Here is a 21,216-nt window from a genome sequence, read left to right as displayed (position 1 = left end):
TGCTCAGCGTGATCGTAAGAATTCCAGCAGACCGGTATTCGACTCGGCTTCGAATGCGAGGTCGAGGCGGCCCAGTAAAATCGAATATGCGCAGCTAAGTGCGGACTGAAAATACTACGAGGGCAGTTTTGGGACTGAGAGTCAAGGAAATTCACGTTAGTAGTGTTCGAGGGATTGGTGATCCGCTCACGAAACAGAGTGAGCATAAAGGTGCGTCAGTACTCCTTTTGGGTAAAAACGGTACGGGGAACAGGGTCACGTCCCGCTGAGTGGTGTAATTCCTCGTCACCATGCGGGTCAGAAGTTTTAGCTTAAGCCGCAGCGAGTTCTGGGAGCATCACCGCCTCATCGATGACCTCGATGGGATTGTTCATTGTGGTCAGCTCGAGCATCGAGCCTTGTGAGAAGTAGCGTCGTTCGCCGGCCTCCCACTCGTCGTGTTGCTCGATCAAGACAGACCCCGACAGGCGGAGGAGGGCGGCAGCGTTGGGGAACACGCCGACAACGTCGGTGCGGCGTTTGATCTCCTTGTTCACCCGTTCCAACGAGTTCGTCGACCAGATCTGACGCCAGTGCCGCCGCGGAAAAGCGGCGAACGCGAGCAGATCGGGCTGGGCATCGGTGAGCATCGCCGCAACTTTGGGGTGCGAGCGAGCGAGCATGGTGGTGACCTCACGAAACTGCTTCTCGATGTGCTCACGGTCGGGCTGGGCGAAGATAGTGCGGATGATCGACGCGACCATCTCCTGGGACCCCTTCGGGACCACGGCGAGGACGTTGCGCATGAAGTGCACCCGGCATCTCTGCCAGCCGGCGCCTTGAAAGACCGTCCCGATGGCTTTCTTCAGCCCGGTGTGGGCGTCAGACATGACCAGCTGCACCCCGTCCAGGCCCCGAGTCTTCAACGACCGCAGGAAACTGGTCCAGAAGCCTTCGTTTTCACTGTCGCCAACGTCAAACCCCAGAACTTCCCGGCGCCCGTCGGCAGCCACGCCGATCGCGACAACGACTGCTTGAGAGACGATGCGGTGCCCGACGCGGGCCTTGCAGTAAGTCGCGTCGAGGAACACGTAGGGGAAGTCCTGCGCGGCCAGGTCCGGTCCCGAAACTCGGCCACTTCCGCGTCGAGGCCGGCGCAGATGCGGGACACTTCGGATTTGGAGATCTTGGTGTCAGCGCCGAGGGCCTTGACGAGGTCGTCGACTTTGCGGGTGGAGACGCCGTGCACGTGGGCCTCCATCACGACGGCAAACAGGGCTTGGTCGACGCGGCGGCGCCGCTCCAAGAGAGCGGGAAAGAATGACCCGGCCCGGAGTTTCGGGATCTTCAGATCGAGGTCCCCGGCCGTGGTGCTCAAAGTCCGTGGCCGGGTGCCGTTGCGGTGGGTGGTGCGGTCGCCGGAGCGTTCGAACGGGGCGGCGCCGATGAATGCGGTCGCTTCTGCATCGATGAGTTCTTGATACAGGGTTTCGGTCGCGACGCGGATGCGGTCGGTGACATTGGTGAGTTTGAGTTCTCCCAGCAGGGTGAGCAGGGCAGACTGGTCTAGAGCCATCTCTAATGGTTAGTAGCTGGCCTGGGGCTGGCTGGCAAGCTGGTATCGGCCTTTCCCAACGTGACTCAAGAGCCATCTGTCCCGCGAAAGCGGTGGCTTTCACACGACCTGTCCGCTGGGCTAGGTCGGTGCCGGCCTGACCCGTTTCGATGGCTTCATAGAAGGTTGTCCACCCACGCTCCGGCGGGGGGTGTGACTCATTAGAGATCTGCCTCGCGACAATTCTCCCAGGCCCGGATAACGAACCATTTACCGGAAGAAGACACTTCGTGAGCACCGTGGCTGACACATACAAATACGTCATCGGCGTGGATACCCACGCCAAAACGCACACCTATGCAGTCGTTGCTGCCGCTACTGGCGCAGTCATTGACACCGCTTCGTTTCCCACCACCGACGCTGGCACCGCCCGCGCGATCGCATGGATTGAGCGACGCTCGGATGGGCAGCAGCTTGCCGCTGTCGAGGGCACCGGCTCCTACGGAGCAACCGTGACTCGCGCTCTCACCACCGCGGGGATCCGCGTCTGCGAGGTCAAACCACCCAAACGGCAGGCCCGGGATGGTCACGGTAAAACCGACCAAATCGATGCCGTGGCTGCCGCCCGCACCGCGCTTGGCACCGATGCGACCGCGCTGATTCTGCCGCGCGCCGACGGGCTTCGCAGCGCCCTTCGAGTTCTGCTCGTCGCGAGACACAGTATCGATTCCCAACGCACCAGCGACCGCAACGCGCTCAACGCGCTCCTGCGGATAATCAACCTGGGCCTCGACGTCCGCGCACCCCTGACCAACACTCAAGTCGACATCATCGCCGCATGGCGCGATCGCTCCAGCGATGACATTGCCGCTGCCGTCGCCCGATCTGAAGCCCGCAGGCTCGCCTCCGCGATCCACCAGCGCACTCGCGAGTTGGAAACGAATCACGCGGCCCTGTCAAAGCACGTCGACGAACTCGCTCCAGGCATCCAGGACATCCCCGGTGTCGGACCATTCACGGCCGCTATCATCCTGACCGCTTATTCCCACCAAGGCAGAGTGCGCTCGGAAGCCGCCTTCGCGGCGTTGGCTGGCGTTAGCCCAATTCCGGCATCATCGGGAAATACGACCCGGCATCGCCTCAACCGCCACGGCGACCGTCAACTGAACCGAGCGCTCCACATCATTGCCCGCTGCCGCATGATCACCGACCCCACGACGAAAAGCTACGTTGACAGAAGAACCGCCGAAGGCAAGACCCGGCGAGAGATCCACCGCTGCCTCCCGAGGAGATCGATCGTCATGATCTTGCTGTGGGCGGAGAATTTTTCAGCACGCCGGACCTGCGGAGTCGCTCATTCACACTCCCACCCGCGAGCTGGCCATAGGAAGGCATCTGTCTTCGTGATGCCCCTAAGCGCATAAACATGCTCTTGCAGCTACCAGAACCCGGGCACGCACGTAGGAATGATGAACGTGATCACAGGGATATAGCAGGGGCTGCTGCCACCTTTCCCGCTGACCACGCCCTGGCGTAAGGGCCGGTTCGTGTTGGGACCCCTCGGCCCACCAACTCGAGCAGAAAAGGCGGCCGTCACTCGTGGCGATGCCGGCCTGCACCCACGCCACCGTGACGGTCGCGGCAAACCGACGGGGAGGCTACTCGCTATTCGACAGTCTCGTTGGGGTCTTCATCCAGCCGGCTCTCGGTCGCGCTGCCGACCTGCAGGGCTTCGGCGCCTCTCTCGTGATCGGCGCTGCCGTCGAACTCATTCGGACCCATTCTGGAAGCACCCCGGCGACACCAGCACCATGCCAGTGGATGTCGCTGCTCCCGCCGGATAGACCGAATCGCTCTCATCCCGCCCTGAGTAAGATCGTCACTATGTCCAACGAGCAAGGGGAACTCATGGCCACCGGTGAGACGCAGATCGACAATGGTATTTTTCGCGTGACCAAGTGGACGATTGAACCGGGAGGTGCCATTCCGATGCACGTTCATAAATTCGAGTATGCGGTCGTGCCCCTCGTCAACGAAACCATGCACGTGATCAACTCCGACGGCTCAGAGATCGTCGCGGAAATTCGTACTGGCCAGAGCTACACCCGGCCGTCTGGAGCCGAACACACTGTCGAGAATCGTGGGTCGCGAGCCATCGAATTCGTGGAAGTTGAAAAACTCGTCTGACGACTCACCTACTGGGCCTGTTATTCAATCTAGTCCTGCAAGGCCAGCACCTCATCCTGGAAGGCCAGGAAAAGCTGAACGGATGGCTCCTGTCCGTCTACCTCGGCGGCTTGATCGCAGCCGTCATCTGGGCTGGTGTGCAGTACGGCTTCACCAGCACCTGGCTCACCCAGCAGCCCGAATCCGGACTCGCCGTCGTCATGGGTGGCCCGGGGTGGCTCGCCACATTCGCTGCGTACATGGGCGTGTGGATCATGATGATGTTCACCATGGACTACGCCGCACTCGGAAAGCGCGAGGACACTAAATTCCACCAGCGGTGGAGCTTCGGCGGGGTGGTCTACATTCTCGCTTACGCTTTCAGCGCCTTAGTGGGCATCTTCCTCACCTTCACCATCCCGGGACTCGAGGCTTTTGAAACTGGCATCGCCGGTGTGGGCGCGACGTGGGGCCCCATTCTCACCGCTGTCGTCGCCTCCGCCGTTTACGGTGGGCTGTGGAAGACCACTGCGGGTGAGACGGCTCCGGTCACGGCGCTTGCCGGTACCAAGTAACAGGATTGCACTGCTGCTGCGGCGTGGGAGTGCCTTCGGGCATTCCCACGCCGTTGCTATTTGTCGTCAAGGTCGACCAGACGCAAAGCAAACAGGCAAGTGGCCTGACCTTCCACGGAGCTGAGGTTCAAGCGCAACAGCGATTCGATCTTGCGCAGTCGATAATTGAGCGAGTTGCGATGAATGAACAACGCGCTGCAGGTCTTCGACGGCTGTGCGTCATTGCGCAGGTACGCACGCAGCGTCTCCACCAATGGGCCGGTGCGCTTCGAGTCATATTCCCAGAGCGGGGCGAGAAATTTGCGCGCTGACTCCTTTGACCCCCGTCCGGCGGTCGCCGTGACGACGGCGCTGAGTCCGAAGTCCGGGGCAAGCTGGGGCCGATCGATCCTTTGCACCATTTGGAGAGCGTGCACCACCGACAATCGAAGCTCGAACAGGCTGAGCGTGGGACGTTTCAGAACTAGTGGCTGCCGATCATGGATGTGGAGCAGGCGCTCGACGACGATATCGAAGTCAACACGAGGGTTTTGCGCCAGCGCGACCATACGGTCGCCGAACTCGGTAACCCGAACAGTCTCAAACTTGTCGTGCAGGGCAACCCGCAATTGCCAGGATGTCGAGGCGAACTCGCCGCTCATATCCGCGACCAGAACGGTCGTCTCCTCACTCGCATCCAGGCCGATGTCCTGAAAGGTCCGCCTCACGTCGAGATGCGTCGCTTCCTCCCAAGACTGGCAGGCGATCACAAAATTCTTGATCTCGTGCTGACGGCTGGCATCAACAATCACCGATCGGTTGAGTTGCAGCGCAATGATGGACGCGACCGGTCCCAGCAGAGAGGCGAGTGGGCTGTCGCTGTCCTTGTCTCGGATGGCCAGGCGGCAGGGATTATTGAGTCCCATCGGCAGGGGAATATTCAACACTCCCACCTCCGGCTTTGTTCTGATTCCCTCCGTCCACGACGCGATTGCCGGGTATTGCGCAATCACCGTGCCATAGGCGTCGTAAACGGCCAGGGGAGACTCGATCGTGTTGAAGATGGTGGCAAGCAGGGTCACCACCTCGGCATCCTGGTTGGCAAGCCGGGCGCATTCATCGGCAAGCGTCCAGCCCTGGTTGACCACGGCCAGCCGTTCGGCGTGCATAACGCTCTCAATGAAGCGATTCACCTGCAATGGGGGAACCGCTGCAGGCACTTCCAGCAGGGGGATATCCCGCCTAGTGCAGGCGGCGACCAAGCCGGGAGGAAGGACGCGATGGGCCATCCCCGTCGCGAAGACTATGGCGCAGACGGGTACCTCGGCGAGGCGCTCAACGAAAGCGTCCCAGGTACGCTCATCGGAGAAATTCATTCCGATACCGCTGGTCAGTAGCAACGCATGCGGATCAAGGAACGGCGTGGGATCCATCAGTTCGGTGGGAGCGCATCCGCTGAGTTCGGTCGCCAGACGCGCCTCCGACGAGGGCGTTTGCAGCAACAACTGCAGGGACCGTTCCAGAATCAGGTCGACAACGCGCATCTGAAAATCCAGTCTAATCGGCAGTTTGCACAAAGTTTTTTACAAGTTTAGTGCAGATGCCCACTGGGCCGTGCCGCCTGCGCACCGTAGCGTGGGGGGATGGTAGATGTGAACAGCAGGTCGAACATCAGCGTGAACTCCGATATGGGGGAAGCCCTCGGCATTCACAGTTTCGGAAATGACGAAGCCCTTATGAAACTGGTCGACGTGGCGAACGTTGCCTGCGGCTTTCATTCCGGAGATCCCGACACAATGGACACCACCGTTGCGCTCGCCCGCCAGCACGGGGTGCTCGTCGGAGCGCATCCGGGGCTGCCCGACCTGGTCGGGTTCGGTCGCCGCGAAATGAAGTTGATGCCCTCCGAGGTGGAATCGATCATTCGGTACCAGGTGGGCGCACTCGTTGGTTTTCTGCACAAGTACGACATGCCACTCAACCACATCAAGCCGCACGGTTCCCTGTTTGGAATGCTGTCCCGAGATGAGTCGCTCATGCAGGCGGCAGCGAAGGTTGCCAAGTCGTATGGTGTGCCGATTTTCGGTCTCGCCGGCACCGCGCACGAGACGGTTACCGAGCGCGAAGGCGTGGAATTCGTATCGGAACTCTACGTGGACTTGAACTACAACGCTGAGGGTGGCCTGATAATTCTCCGTCGCCCGGAGAACACTGACCCGGCTCAGGCTGCCACCCGGGTGCGCCGGGCACTCGCGGACGGTACGGTGCTGGCCAACGACGGTACCGAACTCCAGATCCCCTTCGGCAGCGTATGCGTGCACTCCGACACCTCGAACTCTCCAGCCGTCGCCGGTGCCGTGCGTGAGGCGCTCGGCCGATGATTCACCACGCCCGATGGGTGCCCCGAGCGGCTTCCGCGTGCGTTTCCACTCCCAACCGCTCGATGAAAGTGAACCCATGAGCCACCAGATCATCTCCCCGCTTCCCGGAATTTTCTATCGCAAGCCCGGTCCGGGCAAAGACCCCTACATCAACGAGGGCGATACCGTCTCGGCAGGGCAGACCATCGGCCTCGTGGAGATTATGAAGCAATTCAGCGAAGTGCGCGCCGAATTCGACGGTGTGCTCGAAAAATTTGAGGTCGACGACTTCGGCGTCGTCAACCCCGGTGACGTGATCGCCCTCACCTCCTGAACGTCGTCTGCAGAGATCCGCGCCGCCCCGCCATCGATCACGTTTCACTCGACTCACTGGAAGACTCAATGAAAAAACTCCTCGTAGCCAATCGCGGCGAAATCGCCGTTCGAATCATCCGCACCGCTCGCGAAATGGGGCTCGTGACCGTCGCGGTCGTGAGCGAAGCCGACAAAGCCTCTCTCGCCGCAGACCTGGCCGATGAGGTCATCGTGGTAGGGCCGGCCCCGGCGGGGCTCAGCTATCTCAACCACGATGCCGTGTTGAAGGCCGCCCTCGACGGCGGCGTGGATGCCGTTCATCCCGGTTACGGTTTTCTGTCCGAGAATGCCGAGTTCGCTCGCAAAGTACTTGCCGCCGGTCTTATCTGGGTGGGGCCCTCCCCGGAATCGATCGAACTCATGGGAGACAAGTCCCGTGCTCGACGGGCGGCGCTCGACGCCGGTGTTCCGACTCTCCCCGGTACCGAAACGGCACTGCAGGACGACGATGATCTCGAAGCCATTGCGGCACGCATCGGATACCCCCTGGTGGTCAAGGCTTCTGCAGGGGGTGGGGGGCGCGGTATCCGTCTGGTGGAAGACCCGGCACAGTTGCGCGCGACGGTGGAGATAGCGCAGGCGGAAGCGCTCGGTGCCTTCAACTCTTCCGATGTGTACTTCGAGAAGTTCGTGACGCAGGCCCGCCATGTTGAGGTGCAGATTCTGGGAGACGGTGAGACGTACGTGCACCTCGGGGACCGAGACTGCTCCATGCAGCGCCGGCAGCAGAAAATTCTGGAGGAAGCCCCAGCGCCCAGTCTGCCGGACGCCGTACGGGAACGGATGCGCGACTCATCGGTGGAGCTGGCGCGCAAGGCGAACTATGTCGGTGTGGGTACCATCGAGTTTCTTTACGATCCGGCCAGCCATGAGGTCGCTTTTATTGAGATGAACACGCGTATTCAGGTAGAACACACCATCACCGAGGCCATCACCGGAATGGACCTGGTGCGTGAGCAGTTGCGGATCGCCGCCGGTCAGAAGCTCGACATCACGCAGAGTGACGTTCACTTCGTCGGCCACGCGCTGGAATTTCGCATCAATGCAGAAGATCCCGACAACAACTTCATGCCGAGCCCCGGCCTGATCAAGGCCATGACCCTGCCCGGAGGCGCGGGCGTGCGTTCGGATTTCGGTTTCACCGCGGGCAAGACCGTGGCCCCGTTTTACGATTCGCTGCTCGGCAAGATCATCGTCTGGGCACCGACACGGGAGCTGGCCATCGCCCGGTCGCAACGGGCCCTTGACGAAGCGCAGATCGACGGTGTAAAAACCACCATCGGGCTGCTTCGCTCACTGGTTGCCCTGGATGACTTCGCCGAGGTCAACCACCACACCAAATACATCGAGACCGTCTTAAGCCCGTTGGGAGACGCCGCGTGATGCAGCAGACCATGGCCCGATACACCTGGGGTGGCGACGAATTTCTCTTTGTCGAAATCACTGAGGGCATGTCACTCGAAGCCAACTTCATCTCCAACAGCATCGCGAATGCCTTGGAATTGCAGCAACTCGCGGGCATCGTGGATATCTGCCCGGCCAACGCGTCACTCCTGGTGCGGTTCGACCCGGACATCCTGGACTGGCAACAACTCGAACGAGCAGTACGCGCCCTGGAGCAGGAGGTGCGAGCGGCCACCGACAAGGTTCTCCGAACGCGCATCATCGAGATCCCCGTTTGGTACAACGACCCGTACACGAACGAAACCGGTGCCCGGTTCCGTGAGGGCTACCATCAGCGGCCCGAAGGCAACGACCTGGACTATGCCGCGGAGGTGAATGGGCTGGCCGATGCCGAGGAATTCATCAAACGGCACCATGAAACTCCGTGGCTGGTATCCATGGTGGGCTTTGTGGCCGGTCTGCCCTTTCTCTACCAGCTGGTCGAGCGCGAGCAACAACTCCAGGTTCCCAAATATCTCAGCCCCCGAACGGATACCCCGGCGCTGACGGTCGGCTACGGAGGCTGCTTCAGCTGCATCTACTCGGTGCGCGGTGCCGGTGGGTATCAGATGTTCGGCGTGGCGGCCGCCCCGATCTTCGATCCGGCCCAGCGACTGGACGACTTCTCGGACTTCATGATTTTCTTCAAGCCGGGTGACATTGTGAAGTTCAAGCCGATTGACGAGGCAGAATATCGGTGCATCCAGACAGAGGTCGATGCCGGAACCTTCCGGTACCGACAAACACCCATTGATTTCGATTTAAGTGCGGCTCTGGCCGACCCCAATAAGTACACCTTGTCGCTTCTGGAGGCACTCAATGGCATTTGACGTTATCGAGCCCGGCTTGTCCACAACAGCGCAAGACCAGGGACGTATCGGTTACTACAAATTTGGCCTTCCGCAGGGCGGATCGATGGACCAGTATTCGGCCACTCTCGCCAACCGTCTAGTCGGTAACACGGTGTCTGATGCGGTGCTGGAGTGCACCTATATCGGTCCCAAACTCGTGTCCACAACCAACGCGGTCATTGCCGTAACGGGGGCTCCGGTCGATGTGTTCGTCAACGGCCAGCTCGTACCCCAATACGAACGGATCGAGCTTTTGGCTGGAGACGAGCTGAAATTCGGTGTGATCAAGGGCGGCACCAAGTACTTTATCGCCGTGCACGGTGGAATCGATGTCCCGGAGGTTCTCGGTTCGCGCTCGACCTATCCCATCGGAGCCATCGGGGGAGTCGACGGGCGTGCGCTCGTTGCCGGAGACGTGGTTCCGGTTGGTGTCGGCTCAGATAACGGCCTCCCGGTGGTCACGTCCATCGCCGTTGACGATCGTCCCGTCTTTTCCAAGGATGTGAAGGTGCGCGTCATGCTCGGGCTGTACGATCACAATCTTTCTGCCAAAGGATTGGACAGCCTGTTGAACAGCGAATGGATGCTAACTCCTGTCGCTGACCGGATGGGACTACGGTATAGCGGACCCGGAGTTGAGTGGAAAGACCGCGAGCAGCCCTTCGGAGCCGGGCAGGATCCTTCGAATATCGTCGACGCCGGATACGCTGTCGGTTCCATTCAGATTCCCGGCGGTACCCAGCCCATCATCCTGCACCGCGACGCTGTCTCCGGCGGCGGGTACGCTATGGTCGCCACGGTCATCTCCGCGGATATGGACCTGGTCGCGCGTTGCGCGCCGGGCACGAAGACCCGATTCGTCGCTGTGAACATGGAGGAAGCGCTGGCTGCGCGCCAGGAAAACAACGCCCGAGCCGCCCGAATCTGGTCTTAATCGGGCGTCGGTCGGCCAGGAAACGTCGAGATTCGGTATTGCGCCACGTTCCGCTCTGCGGCCTGCGCGCTATGAATGTTTCACGCATCCTGCCCCACCGCCAGCGTTCCCTCGTTGACGCCCGTCTCGGTCACGGGGACGCCCCGACCATTCATCTGCCTGAACGTCAGGCCCCGTCGCTGACCCGCTACGACCAGCTCCTCACTCCGTTCGGAGGTTCCCGATGAGCACCACCACCGCCACGATCACCGAACCGGCCGCGCACGCCGCGATCACCGCCGACTGCAAGGCCCTGGACCTGCCCGGCATCCAGGAGGTCGCCGAGCCCCTGGCTGATGCCGTTGCCCGGCAACACCACACCCATGCCCGCTACGATCGTCGAATTGCTCGTCCAGATCATCACAGCCCGGGAGGAACGCGCATCCATCGCCTGCGGCTCCAACGTCCCCCTTCAGCGAATGGGCCGCATCTACAGCGATTCCCGATTGGCTGCTACGAGCGCCTGCCCGCGCATTCGTGGAGTCTGAGCGCACTCATCCGGTCGAGATGGGTATTGACGGGGAAGAGTACACGACGCGCATCTACCGCCGCGCGGCCGCGACGCTCATTGAGCGGGCGGCTGGGATTGTGCTGGCCTCACGACTGCTCGGTCACGCGAACGAGCAGATCACCAGGAACAGCCACGTAGTCACGGCTGACATGGTCGACCGGGTGACGGCCGAGTTCCTAGACGCGGTGCTCGGTGGTTGACCACAGTCGACACGAACCAAACGCGTAGCTCAAATGCTGTCTAACTGGCTTGCCAGCGCGGGCTCTAGAACCCAGATGAAGGGGCTATTTCGTTCGTCGAGACCAGGTTCTCTGAGCAGATTGGCAGGGTGTACCCAACCTCAGATCCGCGATGCGCAGACGCTCGTCCTGGCCCAAGTAGAAGCAACCACCGTTCAATTTCGGTGCGTCCACTGACTGTCTCATGGCTCCATCCGGGAACTTCGACTTGCATCTTTGAAAAAAAGTTTGACTGCGTTACGGATCGTGTGTCATAGTTCAGACCACCAGACCATCAGATAACCTACCTTCGCAACATCTTGAATAGAAAAGAGACAATGTTGTCCTCGCTCGATTTCACATACGAAAACATTGACAAAGTAATCAATCGGTCCTCCTGGGTGTCGCCTACGATCGACCCGAAGAAAACGATGTTGCTCGTGCTCGACATGCAGAAGGCCTGCGCCGAGGTCGGCGGGGCCATGTATATCGAGAGCGTCGGCGGCGCGCCCGAGGGTAAAGACACCGTTCAGCCGGTCCTCAATGTGCTCAATGCTTGCCGGGAGATCGGTATCCCCGTTGTCTGGTCCCTCTGGGGGCTGCGCGGCGATGGTAAAGACGCCGGATTTGCCGACGTCAAGTGGGGCTTAGAGGGCCAGCTGGACAACTTCCCGGGCGCTTGGGGCAACGGCGGTGACGAACTAGTCGACGAACTGGTTCCGGCGTCGGATGAACCCGTTATGCGTAAGCACCGCTTCTCCTCGTTCTTCGGTACGCCGCTAAACGAGTACATGCGGCGCGCTGGTGCTGACACCCTCGTCGTAGCCGGTCTCTCCACCGGCAACTGCCAGATCGCTACAGCTATCGACGGTGCAAACCAGGACTACAAGATCATTGCGCTGGCAGACACCACCGCAGCAATCCCCTCGGGCCAGGACGACCCGCTCGGTTACGGCCAGCACTGGGAAGCACTGCGCAACATTCAGGCCAACCACGGCGATGTGCGCACCAGTATCGAGTTCCTCGAGATGCTCGCCAAATAATTCACTTCGCCGTTCACCCCTCGCGCCCCACAAGACAAGATGTAGAAGGACACCAGTAATGACACTTTCCGGAAAAAACGTTGCTCTGTTGATCGAGGATGAGTACCAGATCCTTGAAGGCTGGTACCCCAAGCTTCGCCTCGAAGAGGCCGGAGCGAAGGTTACCGTCGTCGGTAGTGGAACCAAGAAGAGCTACGACTCCAAGGAGCACTATCCGATGGACGTGGATGTTGACGCTGCGGACGTTACCTCAGCGGATTTCGACGCCGTCGTAGTCCCGGGTGGCTTCGCGCCCGACAATATGAGGCTGCACCCCGAGATGATCGCTCTCGTTCGTGATGCCCACGAGTCCGGCAAACTTGTTGCGTCGATCTGCCACGGCGGTTGGATCTTGGCGTCTGCTGGCGTGCTCAAGAATGGTCGAAAGGCAACGGGCTACCTACCCATTAAAGATGATGTGGAAAACGCCGGGGGAGTCTGGGTTGACGAATCAGTTGTCATAGACGGCAACGTCATCACCTCCCGCACTCCGGTAGATCTGCCCGCATTCGGTGCGGCGTTGGTTTCCTACCTCGAGACTCACTAGGTAGCACGCGGCCCAGATGAGTTGCCGGTTCGTTCATTTCACCGACAACTCATCGTCGGATCATCCGGCGGACGACGACATCCGCATCTGATGACCTGAACAGAAGCAAATAAGAAGTCACCAACGTCGTCTCAAGGAGGAGAACAAACATGCTGAATCGGAAAAAGCCCGAGATCGTCGACGCGATTGTCGTGGGGCTTGGGGCTAACGGCGGTACCGCTGTTAAAGTGCTGGCTGAGGCTGGCCTGAAGGTGGTGGGCTTCGACCGTGGTCCATGGCTGCGCCCCCTGGAGCATTATTCCGGCGACGAACTGAAGTTTGTAAATCGTGACTACATGTGGCCGGACCCGAAAATGTTCCCACGCACGGTGCGCTACGACGAAAACGCAGTCGCGGAGAGGTTCCCCTTCTCGCCTCTCCCGCAGATGGTCGGCGGTGGCACCAACCACTGGGCCGGCTGGGTGCCGCGCCCTCGCGAGTCTGACTTCATGATGCGTTCCCTCCACGGTGACATCGAAGGCGCTAGCTTGGCGGACTGGCCCTTTCGTTATGAGCACCTCGAGCCCTACCTCACCAAGGTTGAGTGGGCGTTTGGTGTATCCGGCATCGCGGGTGCTGACAAATATGAACCACACCGCAGCAAGGGGTACCCCAGCCCCCCTCTCCGACCGACTCAGTACGGCAAGCGCTTTTACGATGCCTGCAACAAAATGGGAATTAACGCCTTCCCCATCCCTCACGCCATGGTGACCAACAAACACAATGGACGCGACCCGTTCAATCAGACCAGTTTCTGGAACCAGTACGGTGACCCGAGCGGTGCCCGCTCCAACACTCTGACCTCCTTCATTCCCGAAGCTGTGGCAACTGGGAACCTGGAGGTACGCGCCGAGTGCTTTGTGCAGTCGGTGAAGTTGGGTCGAGACGGCAAAGCCACTGGCGTCATATACATCGACCCGGACGGCAACGAAGTGGAGCAGGACGCGCGCGTCGTCATTCTGACTCTCGGTGCCATCGAATCCGCCCGCCTTATGCTGATGTCGAAGTCCCCGCGGTTTCCCGATGGCCTCGCCAACGGCAGCGGTCTAGTGGGGAAGAACGCTACGTTCCACGAGTATCTCTTCGCGGTAGGCCTCTTCGACAAAGACATCGACGAGCCACTCAACGGCTTTGCCGGCAACTACATCAGCGGCGGTTCGCTGGAGTTCTACGAGACCGACGAGAGCCGTGGCCACATCGGCGGTTCCATCATCTCCGCCTCTCAAACCTGCCATCCAATCAACTGGGTCTTCCCGGGCCGTCCGACCTGGGGCGAGGCGCTGAAGGATGCCGATCGCAACTACTACAACTACGCGATGAAGATTGGTCTAATCCTGCATGACCTTCCGGTGGAGTCCAATCGTGTGGACCTCGACCCGACGGTTAAGGACGCCTTCGGCCTGCCGGTTGCGCGCATCACGCATAGCCCGCACCGCAACGACATCGCCATGGGTAAATGGCAGGTCGACAAGAACGTCGAAATTCTGGAAGCGGCCGGAGCACGCAAGACCGTCCCCGTCTACCTCGACAAGATGACTGGCAACACGTGCCATCAGCACGGCACCGCCCGTATGGGCGCCGACCCAGCCAAGAGCGTGCTGAACGAGTGGGGGCAGGCCCACGAAGTGGACAATCTTTTCGTTCTGGATGGATCCGGCTTTCCAACGGCCACTGGCGTGAACCCGACGCTGACCATGATGGCCAACGCCTGGCGCTGCAGCGAGTACATTGCCGAGGTTTATTCCAAGGGACGCGAAGAACGTCTCGTCCTCTCGAACAGTATGCGTTGAACTAGGAAGGAACATACTCGTGACTTTGAAATCAGAATGGGAGATCGTTGGGGCTCCGGTCGACCCGGACTCCACCGACCGTCTTTTCTTTACCGCCCATGAATGGGCCACCGTGGAAGCCGCGACGGCTCGGATCATGCCGACCGACCAAGACGCGGGCGCGCGCGAGGCCAAGGTTGTAGTTTTTATTGACCGTTATCTCTCGGGCATCGACTACGTCTACGCAGCCGCCGACGGCAGTGGATTCCTGAAGATAACAGGAAAATATGCAGATGCTTGGCGGGCACGAATGAACGAAATGCAAAACGTCTACCGACATGGCCTGGCCCAGCTGGATGCCCTGGCGGAGGCAAAAGAGGGTAAGCGCTTTGCTGAACTCAGCGACCAGGGGGCAGACCGCGTGCTGGAGCTCTTGTCCGGAGCCCCGAAGCCGGGCCATGTGACACTCGGCACGAAGGAGCCGGTCACGACATTCCTGCAGGGTTCCTTTGACGAGGGGCTCGACTTCTTCAGCGCCCTCTGCCTACACACGCGCCAAGGTTTCTATTGTGATCCGGTCTATGGCGGCAATAAGGACCAGATGGGCTGGAAATTCATCGGATTCCCGGGGCCGAAGTCACTCAAGGACACCATGGACGGCACCTACAGCACCGCCGAGTATTTCTATCAGGGCGACTTCGATTGGGAAGACCTAATTCCGCAGCTACGGGCCTACCGTCAGGCGGGCGGCACGCTCTAACCAGCTGCAATATGCAGCGGCGACCGGGATTCCGGTAGCCGCTGCTAACTAGACAAGGGAAAATCATGAAGATCACTGAGGTCACGGCCTTCCCCGTGGGGGTCGCACTCGATGAACCACTGCGGTGGGGTGCGATGGCCGTCAATTCCAAAGGCGGGATTGTCGTGCGTATTCGCACTGACGAGGGTTTCGAAGGAATCGGGGAAGCGGGATTCTCATCGGAGTACTTCTCCACCGTTGGTCCGATAATCAATGCCCAACTCGGCCCGATGATTATCGGTCGGGACCCGCAGGACATTGCGGCGCTGTGGCAGGACATGCTAAACGCGACCCACATGTGGGGGCGACGTGGCATCGAAACCTACGCTCTGAGCGGCATCGACATCGCCCTGTGGGACCTGCTCGGCAAGCTGAGTGGTCAGCCGGTATACCGCTTGCTCGGAGCGGCCAAGTCGAAGGTGCGCGCCTATTTTGCCCCCTCGCTGAAGGCTCCCCACCTCGTGGTTGAGGAAGCCATTCAGGCCGTCGGGCAGGGTTTTACCGCCATGAAACTTCGCCACGGTCCCGACCTCAAGGCCGGTGTTGACATGGTCGCCGCTGTCCGTACGGCCGTTGGGCCAGACATTGACATCATGGTTGACGCCAACATGGCTTTTGATAGGCGAGAAGCTCTGACGCTGGCCCGCGAGCTGGAACAGCTTCAGGTGGCGTGGTTGGAAGAGCCGATTCTGTCTCGCAGTCTCACCCAGTACGTGGACGACCACACCTGGCTCTCTGACCGGGTTTCCATCAATCTGGCCGGCGGAGAATCCCTACTGACGCGGTTTGAATACCTCGACCTGCTCAAACGCAAAACGTTCGATATTCTTCAACCTGACTGCACCAGTGTGGGTGGAATCTCGGAGGCCAAGCGAGTCGCCGACATGGCCAGCTCGTGGAACATCAAGTGCGTTCCCCATATCGCGTGCTCCTCGGGAACGGGTATCGCCTTGGCAGCCGGGCTGCACCTCATTTTATCTTGTGACAACGCCCCCATGATCGAGTACGACGCATACGGCGGACCTGGTTGGGATGGCCTGCTTGCTTCGCCGCCCATCTTGAGAGATGGCTTCCTCGAGGCGAGCGATGCTCCCGGTTTGGGGATCGAATTGACCACTGATGCCTATGGTCGATTTGCCCTCGCGACCGTTGCGGCGCTGGTCTAGGCTCTGTTGCCAGTCGCCCTGAGTGTATTTGCATTAGACTCTTAGTGTTCATACCTCCAGACCAGTAATATGCCAGAACTACTATTGTCTTTATAGCTATATTCCGCAGGGAGACTTCATGTGTGCCAACAAGCTGATCGAACGCGTACCCCGGGTCAAGTTAGCGGACGCCGTGGCACTGCAACTAGAACGCCTCATTGTCGAAGGGGAATACGAAGTCGGAGCAAAGCTTCCCCCGGAACGCATTCTCGCTGAGGACTTCGGGGTGGGTCGAAGTTCCATGCGGGAAGCGCTCCGTATGGTGGAGGCCGGCGGTCTGCTCAGAACCGACCACGGCATTGGTGTGTTCGTCGTTAGCAATGAGAAAACGACGCTGCTGCCTTCGGACATGATTTTGACCGGTGATTACTCGGTTTCCGATCTTTTCGAAGCGCGCTTAGCTCTCGAACGGGAGGGTGCTTCGATCGGGGCGAGACGGATATCTGCAGAACAGGTCGCAAACCTACGCAGAATTCTCCAAAAGGCCGCAGTTCCGGGCATCACTGACGATGCATTCATCAAGCTGGACGGTGAACTTCACCAAGCAATATCTGCGGCAAGTGGCAACCAGCTGCTCGTTGACCTGTCCAAAAGCATCGAGCACCTATTCGTGATGTATTCACACCGAGTGATTCGACTGCCTGGACGACGGGAAACGGCTCATGCGGGTCACATGAAAATAGTAGAGGCCGTCGCGGCCGGAGACTCCGCGGCCGCCGAAATCGCCGTAACCGACCACCTGACTGAAGTTCAAAAGGATATCCAGATGCACCTTGAGAGTGCCTCCTAAATCCTCTGCTAGTGCGTACGGCAGCCTACCGATGCGAAATGGGGCACTGACGAGCCCGAAGCGGGTCCGACAGCGCAGAATCGTCTCCTACAACTCTTAAATCGGCACTCCCTCTAGAAACTTCTTGACAACCCAGAACTATGCTGAAAGAGTTCAGACCACCTGATTACCTCTTAACCAGATCTCCACTCTCGTGAAGTCGCCATCCTAGGTACCTTCGTCCTCATTACATGCAAAGGAGCATGAATGTATTCCACCGATATGAAGATGGCATCAGAGCCCAGGCTCGGCACGTTGCCGGCGATCGTGGAAGCTCGCGGGCTGGGTAAGCGGTACCCCGGGGTCGTTGCCCTTGACGATGTAAGTCTGGTCCTCCGCGCAGGAGAGATCCATGCCCTCCTTGGAGAAAATGGTGCCGGCAAGTCGACTCTAATTGGCCTGTTGTCCGGAATTACCCCTCCCGACAGTGGAGAGATGCTCGTCGACGGTCAAGTGCGCAATTTCACCAGCCCCCGGCAGGCCCAGGACTTGGGCATCAGTACCATCTACCAAGAGCAGACCTTGGCTCCTCACCTGACTGTAATCGAGAACGTATTCTTCGGCCGCGAACTCAAGCGCGGTCCGTTCCTAGATGAACGGGCCATGCGTCGCCGTGTTGAAGCTCTCAGCGACGAATTCGGTCTGAGCAAAGCTGACCTGGAGCTGCCGACGGGCAGCCTCGGAGCCCTCAAGCAGCACGTTGTACAGATCCTCAAAGCGCTTGCTTTCGACGCTCGAGTGGTTATCTTGGACGAGCCCACGTCCGGCTTGGAAGACAACGAACGGCAGATGCTGTTTGATCACATGCTGCGCATGCGAGAGCGTGGTGTGGCCATATTGTGGGTGACTCACCGCCTTGATGAACTATTCGGCCTTGCGGATGTGATTACTGTTCTCCGTGACAGCCGTTGGGTGGCCCACGTGACCCCGGCCGACCAGACCCCCGACTCTCTGGTGCGACTTATGGTTGGCCGCACCCGCAATTTAGGGGAGTTGTCCAGTGTGCATGACGGGCGCGTGACCTCCTCTGGCACCGAGCAGGCAGAGGTGCTGCGGATGAGTGACGTCACTCGGCTGCCCCTGCTGCGAGACATTTCGCTGACGGTGCGACAGGGCGAGATTCTCGGCATTGCCGGCATCGCCGGCGCCGGCCGCACCGAATTGGCCCGAATCATTCTCGGCGCGGACCGCCCCGACAGCGGTGAGGTCTTCGTTCGAGGCCGCAAAGTTTTGATCAAGAATCCCCAACAGGCCTCCCAGCTCGGAATCTCCCTCGTTCCGGAGGAGCGAAAAACGCAGTCCATCCTGGGCACGATGTCGATCGAGCAGAACATCTCCATTTCTAGCTTGCACACGGTCTCGACCGGCGCCATCGTGCTGAACAACCGCAAGGAAAGGACCGCGGCCCGGCGCATCGTCACGGAGCTGGGCATTCGATGCAGCGCTGTGACGCAGAAAATCGGCACTCTCAGCGGTGGAAATCAGCAGAAAGTGATCATCGCACGCAGCCTTTTCAGCCAGCCGTCGCTGCTGATCTTTGATGAGCCGACCCAGGGGATCGACGTTGCCGCAAAAACCGACATCTACCGCCTCATCTATGAGTTCGTAGACCAGGGCGGCGCCGCAATTGTGATCTCCTCCGAATTGCCGGAACTCGTGAGCCTTAGTGACCGCATTGTCGTCATGCGTGAAGGGCGTCTGGTGGGCGAACTTGCCGGACGTCATAGAAATACCGGTGTCGAATCCGATAACGAACTGGCGGAAAACATCATGGCTTTGGTGGCCCGGGCAGCGAAGCAAACCAATCCCGCTGCGGCCGAAGCAGATTCAACAGTTGCAAATTCAGCGCAGAAGAACCGAGCAGACGAGGAAACACGATGAGTGTCCGGGAACGACTGACTCAGGTGGTCGCGATCGACGGGTTACCCGTTGCCGCTGGCCTGGTGCTCGCCACGGTCTTCTTCACCATGGCCTCGCCGTTCTTCCTGACTCAAGAGAACATCGCCAATCTGCTGACCCAGTCGGTCTTCATCATTATCCTCGCGGCGGGCATGACCTTTGTGCTCATCGTAGGTGGGTTCGACCTATCCGTGGGCGCGGCCACGGGGCTGAGCGCCGCAACTACAATGCTGGTCCTGATGAACGACGGGCCCCTGCCGCTCGCGGTACTGGCGGGTGTCGGAACGGGAATGATTTTTGGGATCATCAACGGCTTCGTGATCGCAGTCATGGAGATCAACGCCTTCATCGTGACGCTGGCGACGCTCAGCATCGGGGCCGGTGCCTTACAGGTGCTCACTAACAGCACGCAGCTGACCGGTGTGGCTTCGCCCGCGTTCGCCTGGCTCACGAAGGGGAGCATTCTGGGCATCCCGAGCGGTGTGGTGATCACGCTGATCATCGTGGCCGTACTCGAGTGGATGCTGCTCTTCACCACGTTCGGCCGCAGGGTCTTCGCCGTCGGCACGAATCCTCGGGCCGCCTTCTTAGCCGGTGTGTCGGTACGTAGCCTCACTTTCAGCGTCTATTTGCTCTCGGGCACGATCGCCGGACTTGCCGGCGTGCTCTTGGCTTCACATCTGAACTCGGTGCAGCCGGGCCTTGGCCAGGGGTATGAATTGAGCGCCATTGCGGCCGCGGTTTTGGGAGGCGTGTCGCTTGCGGGTGGCCGCGGGAGCGTCTGGCGAGCCGTTATCGGCGCGCTGTTTTTGGCCACCATGGCCCAGGGACTGCAACTGATCGGGGTTGATCCGCTGTGGTTCAGCATCGTTACTGGCGCCAGCATCGTCATCGCCGTGGCCTTCGACCGCGCGGTACAGAAATGGGTCATCAAACAGTTGGCTGCAGCCACCCGAAAACGTGGCGTTCCGGCTGAGACGGATGACTTGAGCTCCGTTTCTCCCGCAGTTCCATCAACATCCGGTACCCGTTCGTCTGTGAGGAACACGATATGAAGCCCACTTCTGCCCCGAGCCCGCGGTTCACCCGACTCATGGCGAACCCAAGTTCTGGTGCCATCTTTCTGCTGGTTATCCTCATCGTCGTCATGTCGGTGGCCTTCCCTAATTTCTTCACCGCTATCAATGCAAGCAACGTCTCCAACCAGATGGTGTTCGTCTTGTTGTTGGCAATCGGCATGACCGTGGTACTGATCACCGGGGGTATCGATCTCTCGGTCGGCTCGGTCATGGGATTAAGCGCTGGGGTCGGGGCTTACTTGATCGCTGGCGGTGCGCCGCTGATTCTCGGCCTTGTGGCCACGATGGCAGCCGGAGCGTTTCTCGGCTTGGTAAACGGACTCATGATCACCCGGCTGGGACTGCCCGATTTTATCGCCACTCTGGCAATGCTCGGTGTAGCTCGCGGAGCGCTCTTCTTGTGGACCGGGGGTATACCGATCATCGGCTACATGCTGCCGGAATATTACGTCATCAGCGGCCTCGCGCAACCGTTTGGTTTCATCACCGTGCCCATTCTGATCGCAATTGTCGCCGTTGTCGTTGTCGCCGTTGTATTGAAGTACACGAGTTACGGACGGCACGCCTATGGGCTCGGCAGCAACCCTCACGCCGCCGTGCTTTCGGGCGTCCCCGTTGCCAGAGTAAAGGTGATCGCCTACATGATCAGCGGGCTGATGGCCGGGGTGGCCGGCATGATCATGGCCGGGCGAAACACCACTGTCGCCCCCACTATGGGTCTCGGTTACGAGGTTGCCGCCATCGCGGCCGCAATCATCGGGGGTGCCGCACTCGGTGGCGGCCGGGGAACCGCCTTCGGGGCCGTAATCGGGGCCCTAGTGCTCAGCCTTACTGCGAACGCCATCAACATCGCTGGGGTGAGTTCGAGCTGGCAGCAAATTGTGACCGGAGGGGTTTTGCTCCTGGCCGTTCTCTTCGACCGAATGAGTTCGCTCATCAGAGCTCGCTCGGTACGGCTCACGATGAGGCTGGCACACGCCTGA

Annotated in this window: 19 protein-coding genes and 2 pseudogenes; 18 read left to right on the top strand and 3 right to left on the bottom strand. The window is 60.0% G+C overall.

Going from position 1 to position 21,216, the window contains the following annotated elements:
- Positions 1-311 precede the first annotated feature (311 nt).
- A pseudogene (locus E3N85_RS12635) lies at positions 312-1,555 on the bottom strand (IS256 family transposase).
- A 269-nt stretch (positions 1,556-1,824) separates the two neighbouring features.
- On the opposite strand from E3N85_RS12635, the pseudogene E3N85_RS12630 reads away from it, so the two are divergent.
- The 3 genes and pseudogenes from E3N85_RS12630 to E3N85_RS12620 form a co-directional block, all read left to right on the top strand.
- Positions 1,825-2,823 (top strand): annotated as a pseudogene (locus E3N85_RS12630) (IS110 family transposase); the annotation flags it as partial.
- A gap of 595 nt (positions 2,824-3,418) precedes the next feature.
- On the top strand, positions 3,419-3,721 hold the full coding sequence (locus tag E3N85_RS12625) for a cupin domain-containing protein (protein WP_241978494.1): 303 nt from the start codon (positions 3,419-3,421) through the stop codon (positions 3,719-3,721).
- A gap of 110 nt (positions 3,722-3,831) precedes the next feature.
- Positions 3,832-4,275 (top strand): hypothetical protein, encoded by a 444-nt coding sequence (locus E3N85_RS12620; RefSeq protein ID WP_134463703.1) that lies wholly within the window; start codon positions 3,832-3,834, stop codon positions 4,273-4,275.
- 56 nt (positions 4,276-4,331) lie between these two features.
- On the opposite strand, the gene E3N85_RS12615 is transcribed toward E3N85_RS12620, so the two are convergent.
- Positions 4,332-5,798 (bottom strand): PucR family transcriptional regulator, encoded by a 1,467-nt coding sequence (locus E3N85_RS12615; RefSeq protein WP_134463701.1) that lies wholly within the window; start codon positions 5,796-5,798, stop codon positions 4,332-4,334.
- A 99-nt stretch (positions 5,799-5,897) separates the two neighbouring features.
- Between E3N85_RS12615 and pxpA the strand changes: the two genes are divergently transcribed.
- The 5 genes from pxpA to E3N85_RS12590 all read left to right on the top strand — a co-directional run bounded on the left by pxpA (position 5,898) and on the right by E3N85_RS12590 (position 10,217).
- Positions 5,898-6,635 carry a 5-oxoprolinase subunit PxpA gene (gene pxpA, locus E3N85_RS12610; RefSeq protein ID WP_134463699.1) on the top strand — a complete coding sequence of 246 codons (738 nt, stop codon included), beginning with the start codon at positions 5,898-5,900 and terminating at the stop codon, positions 6,633-6,635.
- Positions 6,636-6,711: 76 nt separating this feature from the next.
- A complete protein-coding gene (locus tag E3N85_RS12605) occupies positions 6,712-6,948 on the top strand; it encodes an acetyl-CoA carboxylase (protein ID WP_134463697.1) in 237 nt (78 codons plus the stop codon).
- 68 nt (positions 6,949-7,016) lie between these two features.
- Positions 7,017-8,372 (top strand): acetyl/propionyl/methylcrotonyl-CoA carboxylase subunit alpha, encoded by a 1,356-nt coding sequence (locus E3N85_RS12600; RefSeq protein WP_134463695.1) that lies wholly within the window; start codon positions 7,017-7,019, stop codon positions 8,370-8,372.
- Entirely contained in the window at positions 8,372-9,262 is an 891-nt protein-coding gene (locus E3N85_RS12595) for an allophanate hydrolase subunit 1 (protein ID WP_134464486.1), read from the top strand. The genes E3N85_RS12600 and E3N85_RS12595 overlap by 1 nt, the downstream gene beginning before the upstream one ends.
- The gene (locus E3N85_RS12590) at positions 9,252-10,217 is read left to right on the top strand and encodes a biotin-dependent carboxyltransferase family protein (RefSeq protein WP_134463693.1); all 966 of its coding nucleotides are present in this window, start codon (positions 9,252-9,254) and stop codon (positions 10,215-10,217) included. Before E3N85_RS12595 ends, E3N85_RS12590 begins: the two co-directional genes overlap by 11 nt.
- A gap of 187 nt (positions 10,218-10,404) precedes the next feature.
- Here the strand turns inward: E3N85_RS12590 and E3N85_RS12585 are convergent, their stop codons facing one another.
- Positions 10,405-10,644, bottom strand: coding sequence for a hypothetical protein (locus E3N85_RS12585; RefSeq protein ID WP_134463691.1), 240 nt, complete (start codon positions 10,642-10,644; stop codon positions 10,405-10,407).
- 119 nt (positions 10,645-10,763) lie between these two features.
- Between E3N85_RS12585 and E3N85_RS12580 the strand changes: the two genes are divergently transcribed.
- The 10 genes from E3N85_RS12580 to E3N85_RS12535 all read left to right on the top strand — a co-directional run bounded on the left by E3N85_RS12580 (position 10,764) and on the right by E3N85_RS12535 (position 21,216).
- Positions 10,764-10,967, top strand: a complete 204-nt coding sequence (locus E3N85_RS12580; RefSeq protein WP_206751246.1) for a hypothetical protein — start codon at positions 10,764-10,766, stop codon at positions 10,965-10,967.
- Positions 10,968-11,323: 356 nt separating this feature from the next.
- The gene (locus tag E3N85_RS12575) at positions 11,324-12,028 is read left to right on the top strand and encodes a cysteine hydrolase family protein (RefSeq protein ID WP_134463687.1); all 705 of its coding nucleotides are present in this window, start codon (positions 11,324-11,326) and stop codon (positions 12,026-12,028) included.
- 58 nt (positions 12,029-12,086) lie between these two features.
- Positions 12,087-12,614, top strand: coding sequence for a type 1 glutamine amidotransferase domain-containing protein (locus tag E3N85_RS12570; protein ID WP_134463685.1), 528 nt, complete (start codon positions 12,087-12,089; stop codon positions 12,612-12,614).
- Between the two features lie 149 nt (positions 12,615-12,763).
- The gene (locus E3N85_RS12565; RefSeq protein WP_134463683.1) at positions 12,764-14,443 is read left to right on the top strand and encodes a GMC family oxidoreductase; all 1,680 of its coding nucleotides are present in this window, start codon (positions 12,764-12,766) and stop codon (positions 14,441-14,443) included.
- Between the two features lie 19 nt (positions 14,444-14,462).
- Positions 14,463-15,182, top strand: a complete 720-nt coding sequence (locus E3N85_RS12560) for a gluconate 2-dehydrogenase subunit 3 family protein (RefSeq protein ID WP_134463681.1) — start codon at positions 14,463-14,465, stop codon at positions 15,180-15,182.
- A gap of 65 nt (positions 15,183-15,247) precedes the next feature.
- Positions 15,248-16,387 (top strand): mandelate racemase/muconate lactonizing enzyme family protein, encoded by a 1,140-nt coding sequence (locus E3N85_RS12555; protein WP_134463679.1) that lies wholly within the window; start codon positions 15,248-15,250, stop codon positions 16,385-16,387.
- Between the two features lie 118 nt (positions 16,388-16,505).
- Positions 16,506-17,216, top strand: a complete 711-nt coding sequence (locus E3N85_RS12550) for a FadR/GntR family transcriptional regulator (protein WP_134463677.1) — start codon at positions 16,506-16,508, stop codon at positions 17,214-17,216.
- A 246-nt stretch (positions 17,217-17,462) separates the two neighbouring features.
- The gene (locus E3N85_RS12545; protein ID WP_134463675.1) at positions 17,463-19,136 is read left to right on the top strand and encodes a sugar ABC transporter ATP-binding protein; all 1,674 of its coding nucleotides are present in this window, start codon (positions 17,463-17,465) and stop codon (positions 19,134-19,136) included.
- Between the two features lie 62 nt (positions 19,137-19,198).
- A complete protein-coding gene (locus E3N85_RS12540; protein WP_166783955.1) occupies positions 19,199-20,209 on the top strand; it encodes an ABC transporter permease in 1,011 nt (336 codons plus the stop codon).
- On the top strand, positions 20,206-21,216 hold the full coding sequence (locus E3N85_RS12535) for an ABC transporter permease (protein ID WP_134463671.1): 1,011 nt from the start codon (positions 20,206-20,208) through the stop codon (positions 21,214-21,216). The genes E3N85_RS12540 and E3N85_RS12535 overlap by 4 nt, the downstream gene beginning before the upstream one ends.

The sequence above is a fragment of the Cryobacterium sp. Hz9 genome (assembly GCF_004402825.1).
Lineage (GTDB): Bacteria > Actinomycetota > Actinomycetes > Actinomycetales > Microbacteriaceae > Cryobacterium > Cryobacterium gelidum.
The sequence above is the reverse complement of the archived record's forward strand: the minus strand, read 5'-3'. Positions and strand labels throughout refer to the sequence as shown.

Excerpts from the sequence above, each read along its gene's own strand:
- E3N85_RS12625 (WP_241978494.1), top strand. The coding sequence starts at position 3,419 with ATGTCCAACGAGCAAGGGGAACTCATGGCCACCGGTGAGACGCAGATC.
- E3N85_RS12615 (WP_134463701.1), bottom strand. The coding sequence starts at position 5,798 with ATGCGCGTTGTCGACCTGATTCTGGAACGGTCCCTGCAGTTGTTGCTG.
- pxpA (WP_134463699.1), top strand. The coding sequence starts at position 5,898 with ATGGTAGATGTGAACAGCAGGTCGAACATCAGCGTGAACTCCGATATG.
- E3N85_RS12605 (WP_134463697.1), top strand. The coding sequence starts at position 6,712 with ATGAGCCACCAGATCATCTCCCCGCTTCCCGGAATTTTCTATCGCAAG.
- E3N85_RS12600 (WP_134463695.1), top strand. The coding sequence starts at position 7,017 with ATGAAAAAACTCCTCGTAGCCAATCGCGGCGAAATCGCCGTTCGAATC.
- E3N85_RS12595 (WP_134464486.1), top strand. The coding sequence starts at position 8,372 with ATGCAGCAGACCATGGCCCGATACACCTGGGGTGGCGACGAATTTCTC.
- E3N85_RS12590 (WP_134463693.1), top strand. The coding sequence starts at position 9,252 with ATGGCATTTGACGTTATCGAGCCCGGCTTGTCCACAACAGCGCAAGAC.
- E3N85_RS12585 (WP_134463691.1), bottom strand. The coding sequence starts at position 10,644 with ATGGATGCGCGTTCCTCCCGGGCTGTGATGATCTGGACGAGCAATTCG.
- E3N85_RS12580 (WP_206751246.1), top strand. The coding sequence starts at position 10,764 with ATGGGTATTGACGGGGAAGAGTACACGACGCGCATCTACCGCCGCGCG.
- E3N85_RS12575 (WP_134463687.1), top strand. The coding sequence starts at position 11,324 with ATGTTGTCCTCGCTCGATTTCACATACGAAAACATTGACAAAGTAATC.
- E3N85_RS12570 (WP_134463685.1), top strand. The coding sequence starts at position 12,087 with ATGACACTTTCCGGAAAAAACGTTGCTCTGTTGATCGAGGATGAGTAC.
- E3N85_RS12565 (WP_134463683.1), top strand. The coding sequence starts at position 12,764 with ATGCTGAATCGGAAAAAGCCCGAGATCGTCGACGCGATTGTCGTGGGG.
- E3N85_RS12555 (WP_134463679.1), top strand. The coding sequence starts at position 15,248 with ATGAAGATCACTGAGGTCACGGCCTTCCCCGTGGGGGTCGCACTCGAT.
- E3N85_RS12550 (WP_134463677.1), top strand. The coding sequence starts at position 16,506 with ATGTGTGCCAACAAGCTGATCGAACGCGTACCCCGGGTCAAGTTAGCG.
- E3N85_RS12545 (WP_134463675.1), top strand. The coding sequence starts at position 17,463 with ATGTATTCCACCGATATGAAGATGGCATCAGAGCCCAGGCTCGGCACG.
- E3N85_RS12535 (WP_134463671.1), top strand. The coding sequence starts at position 20,206 with ATGAAGCCCACTTCTGCCCCGAGCCCGCGGTTCACCCGACTCATGGCG.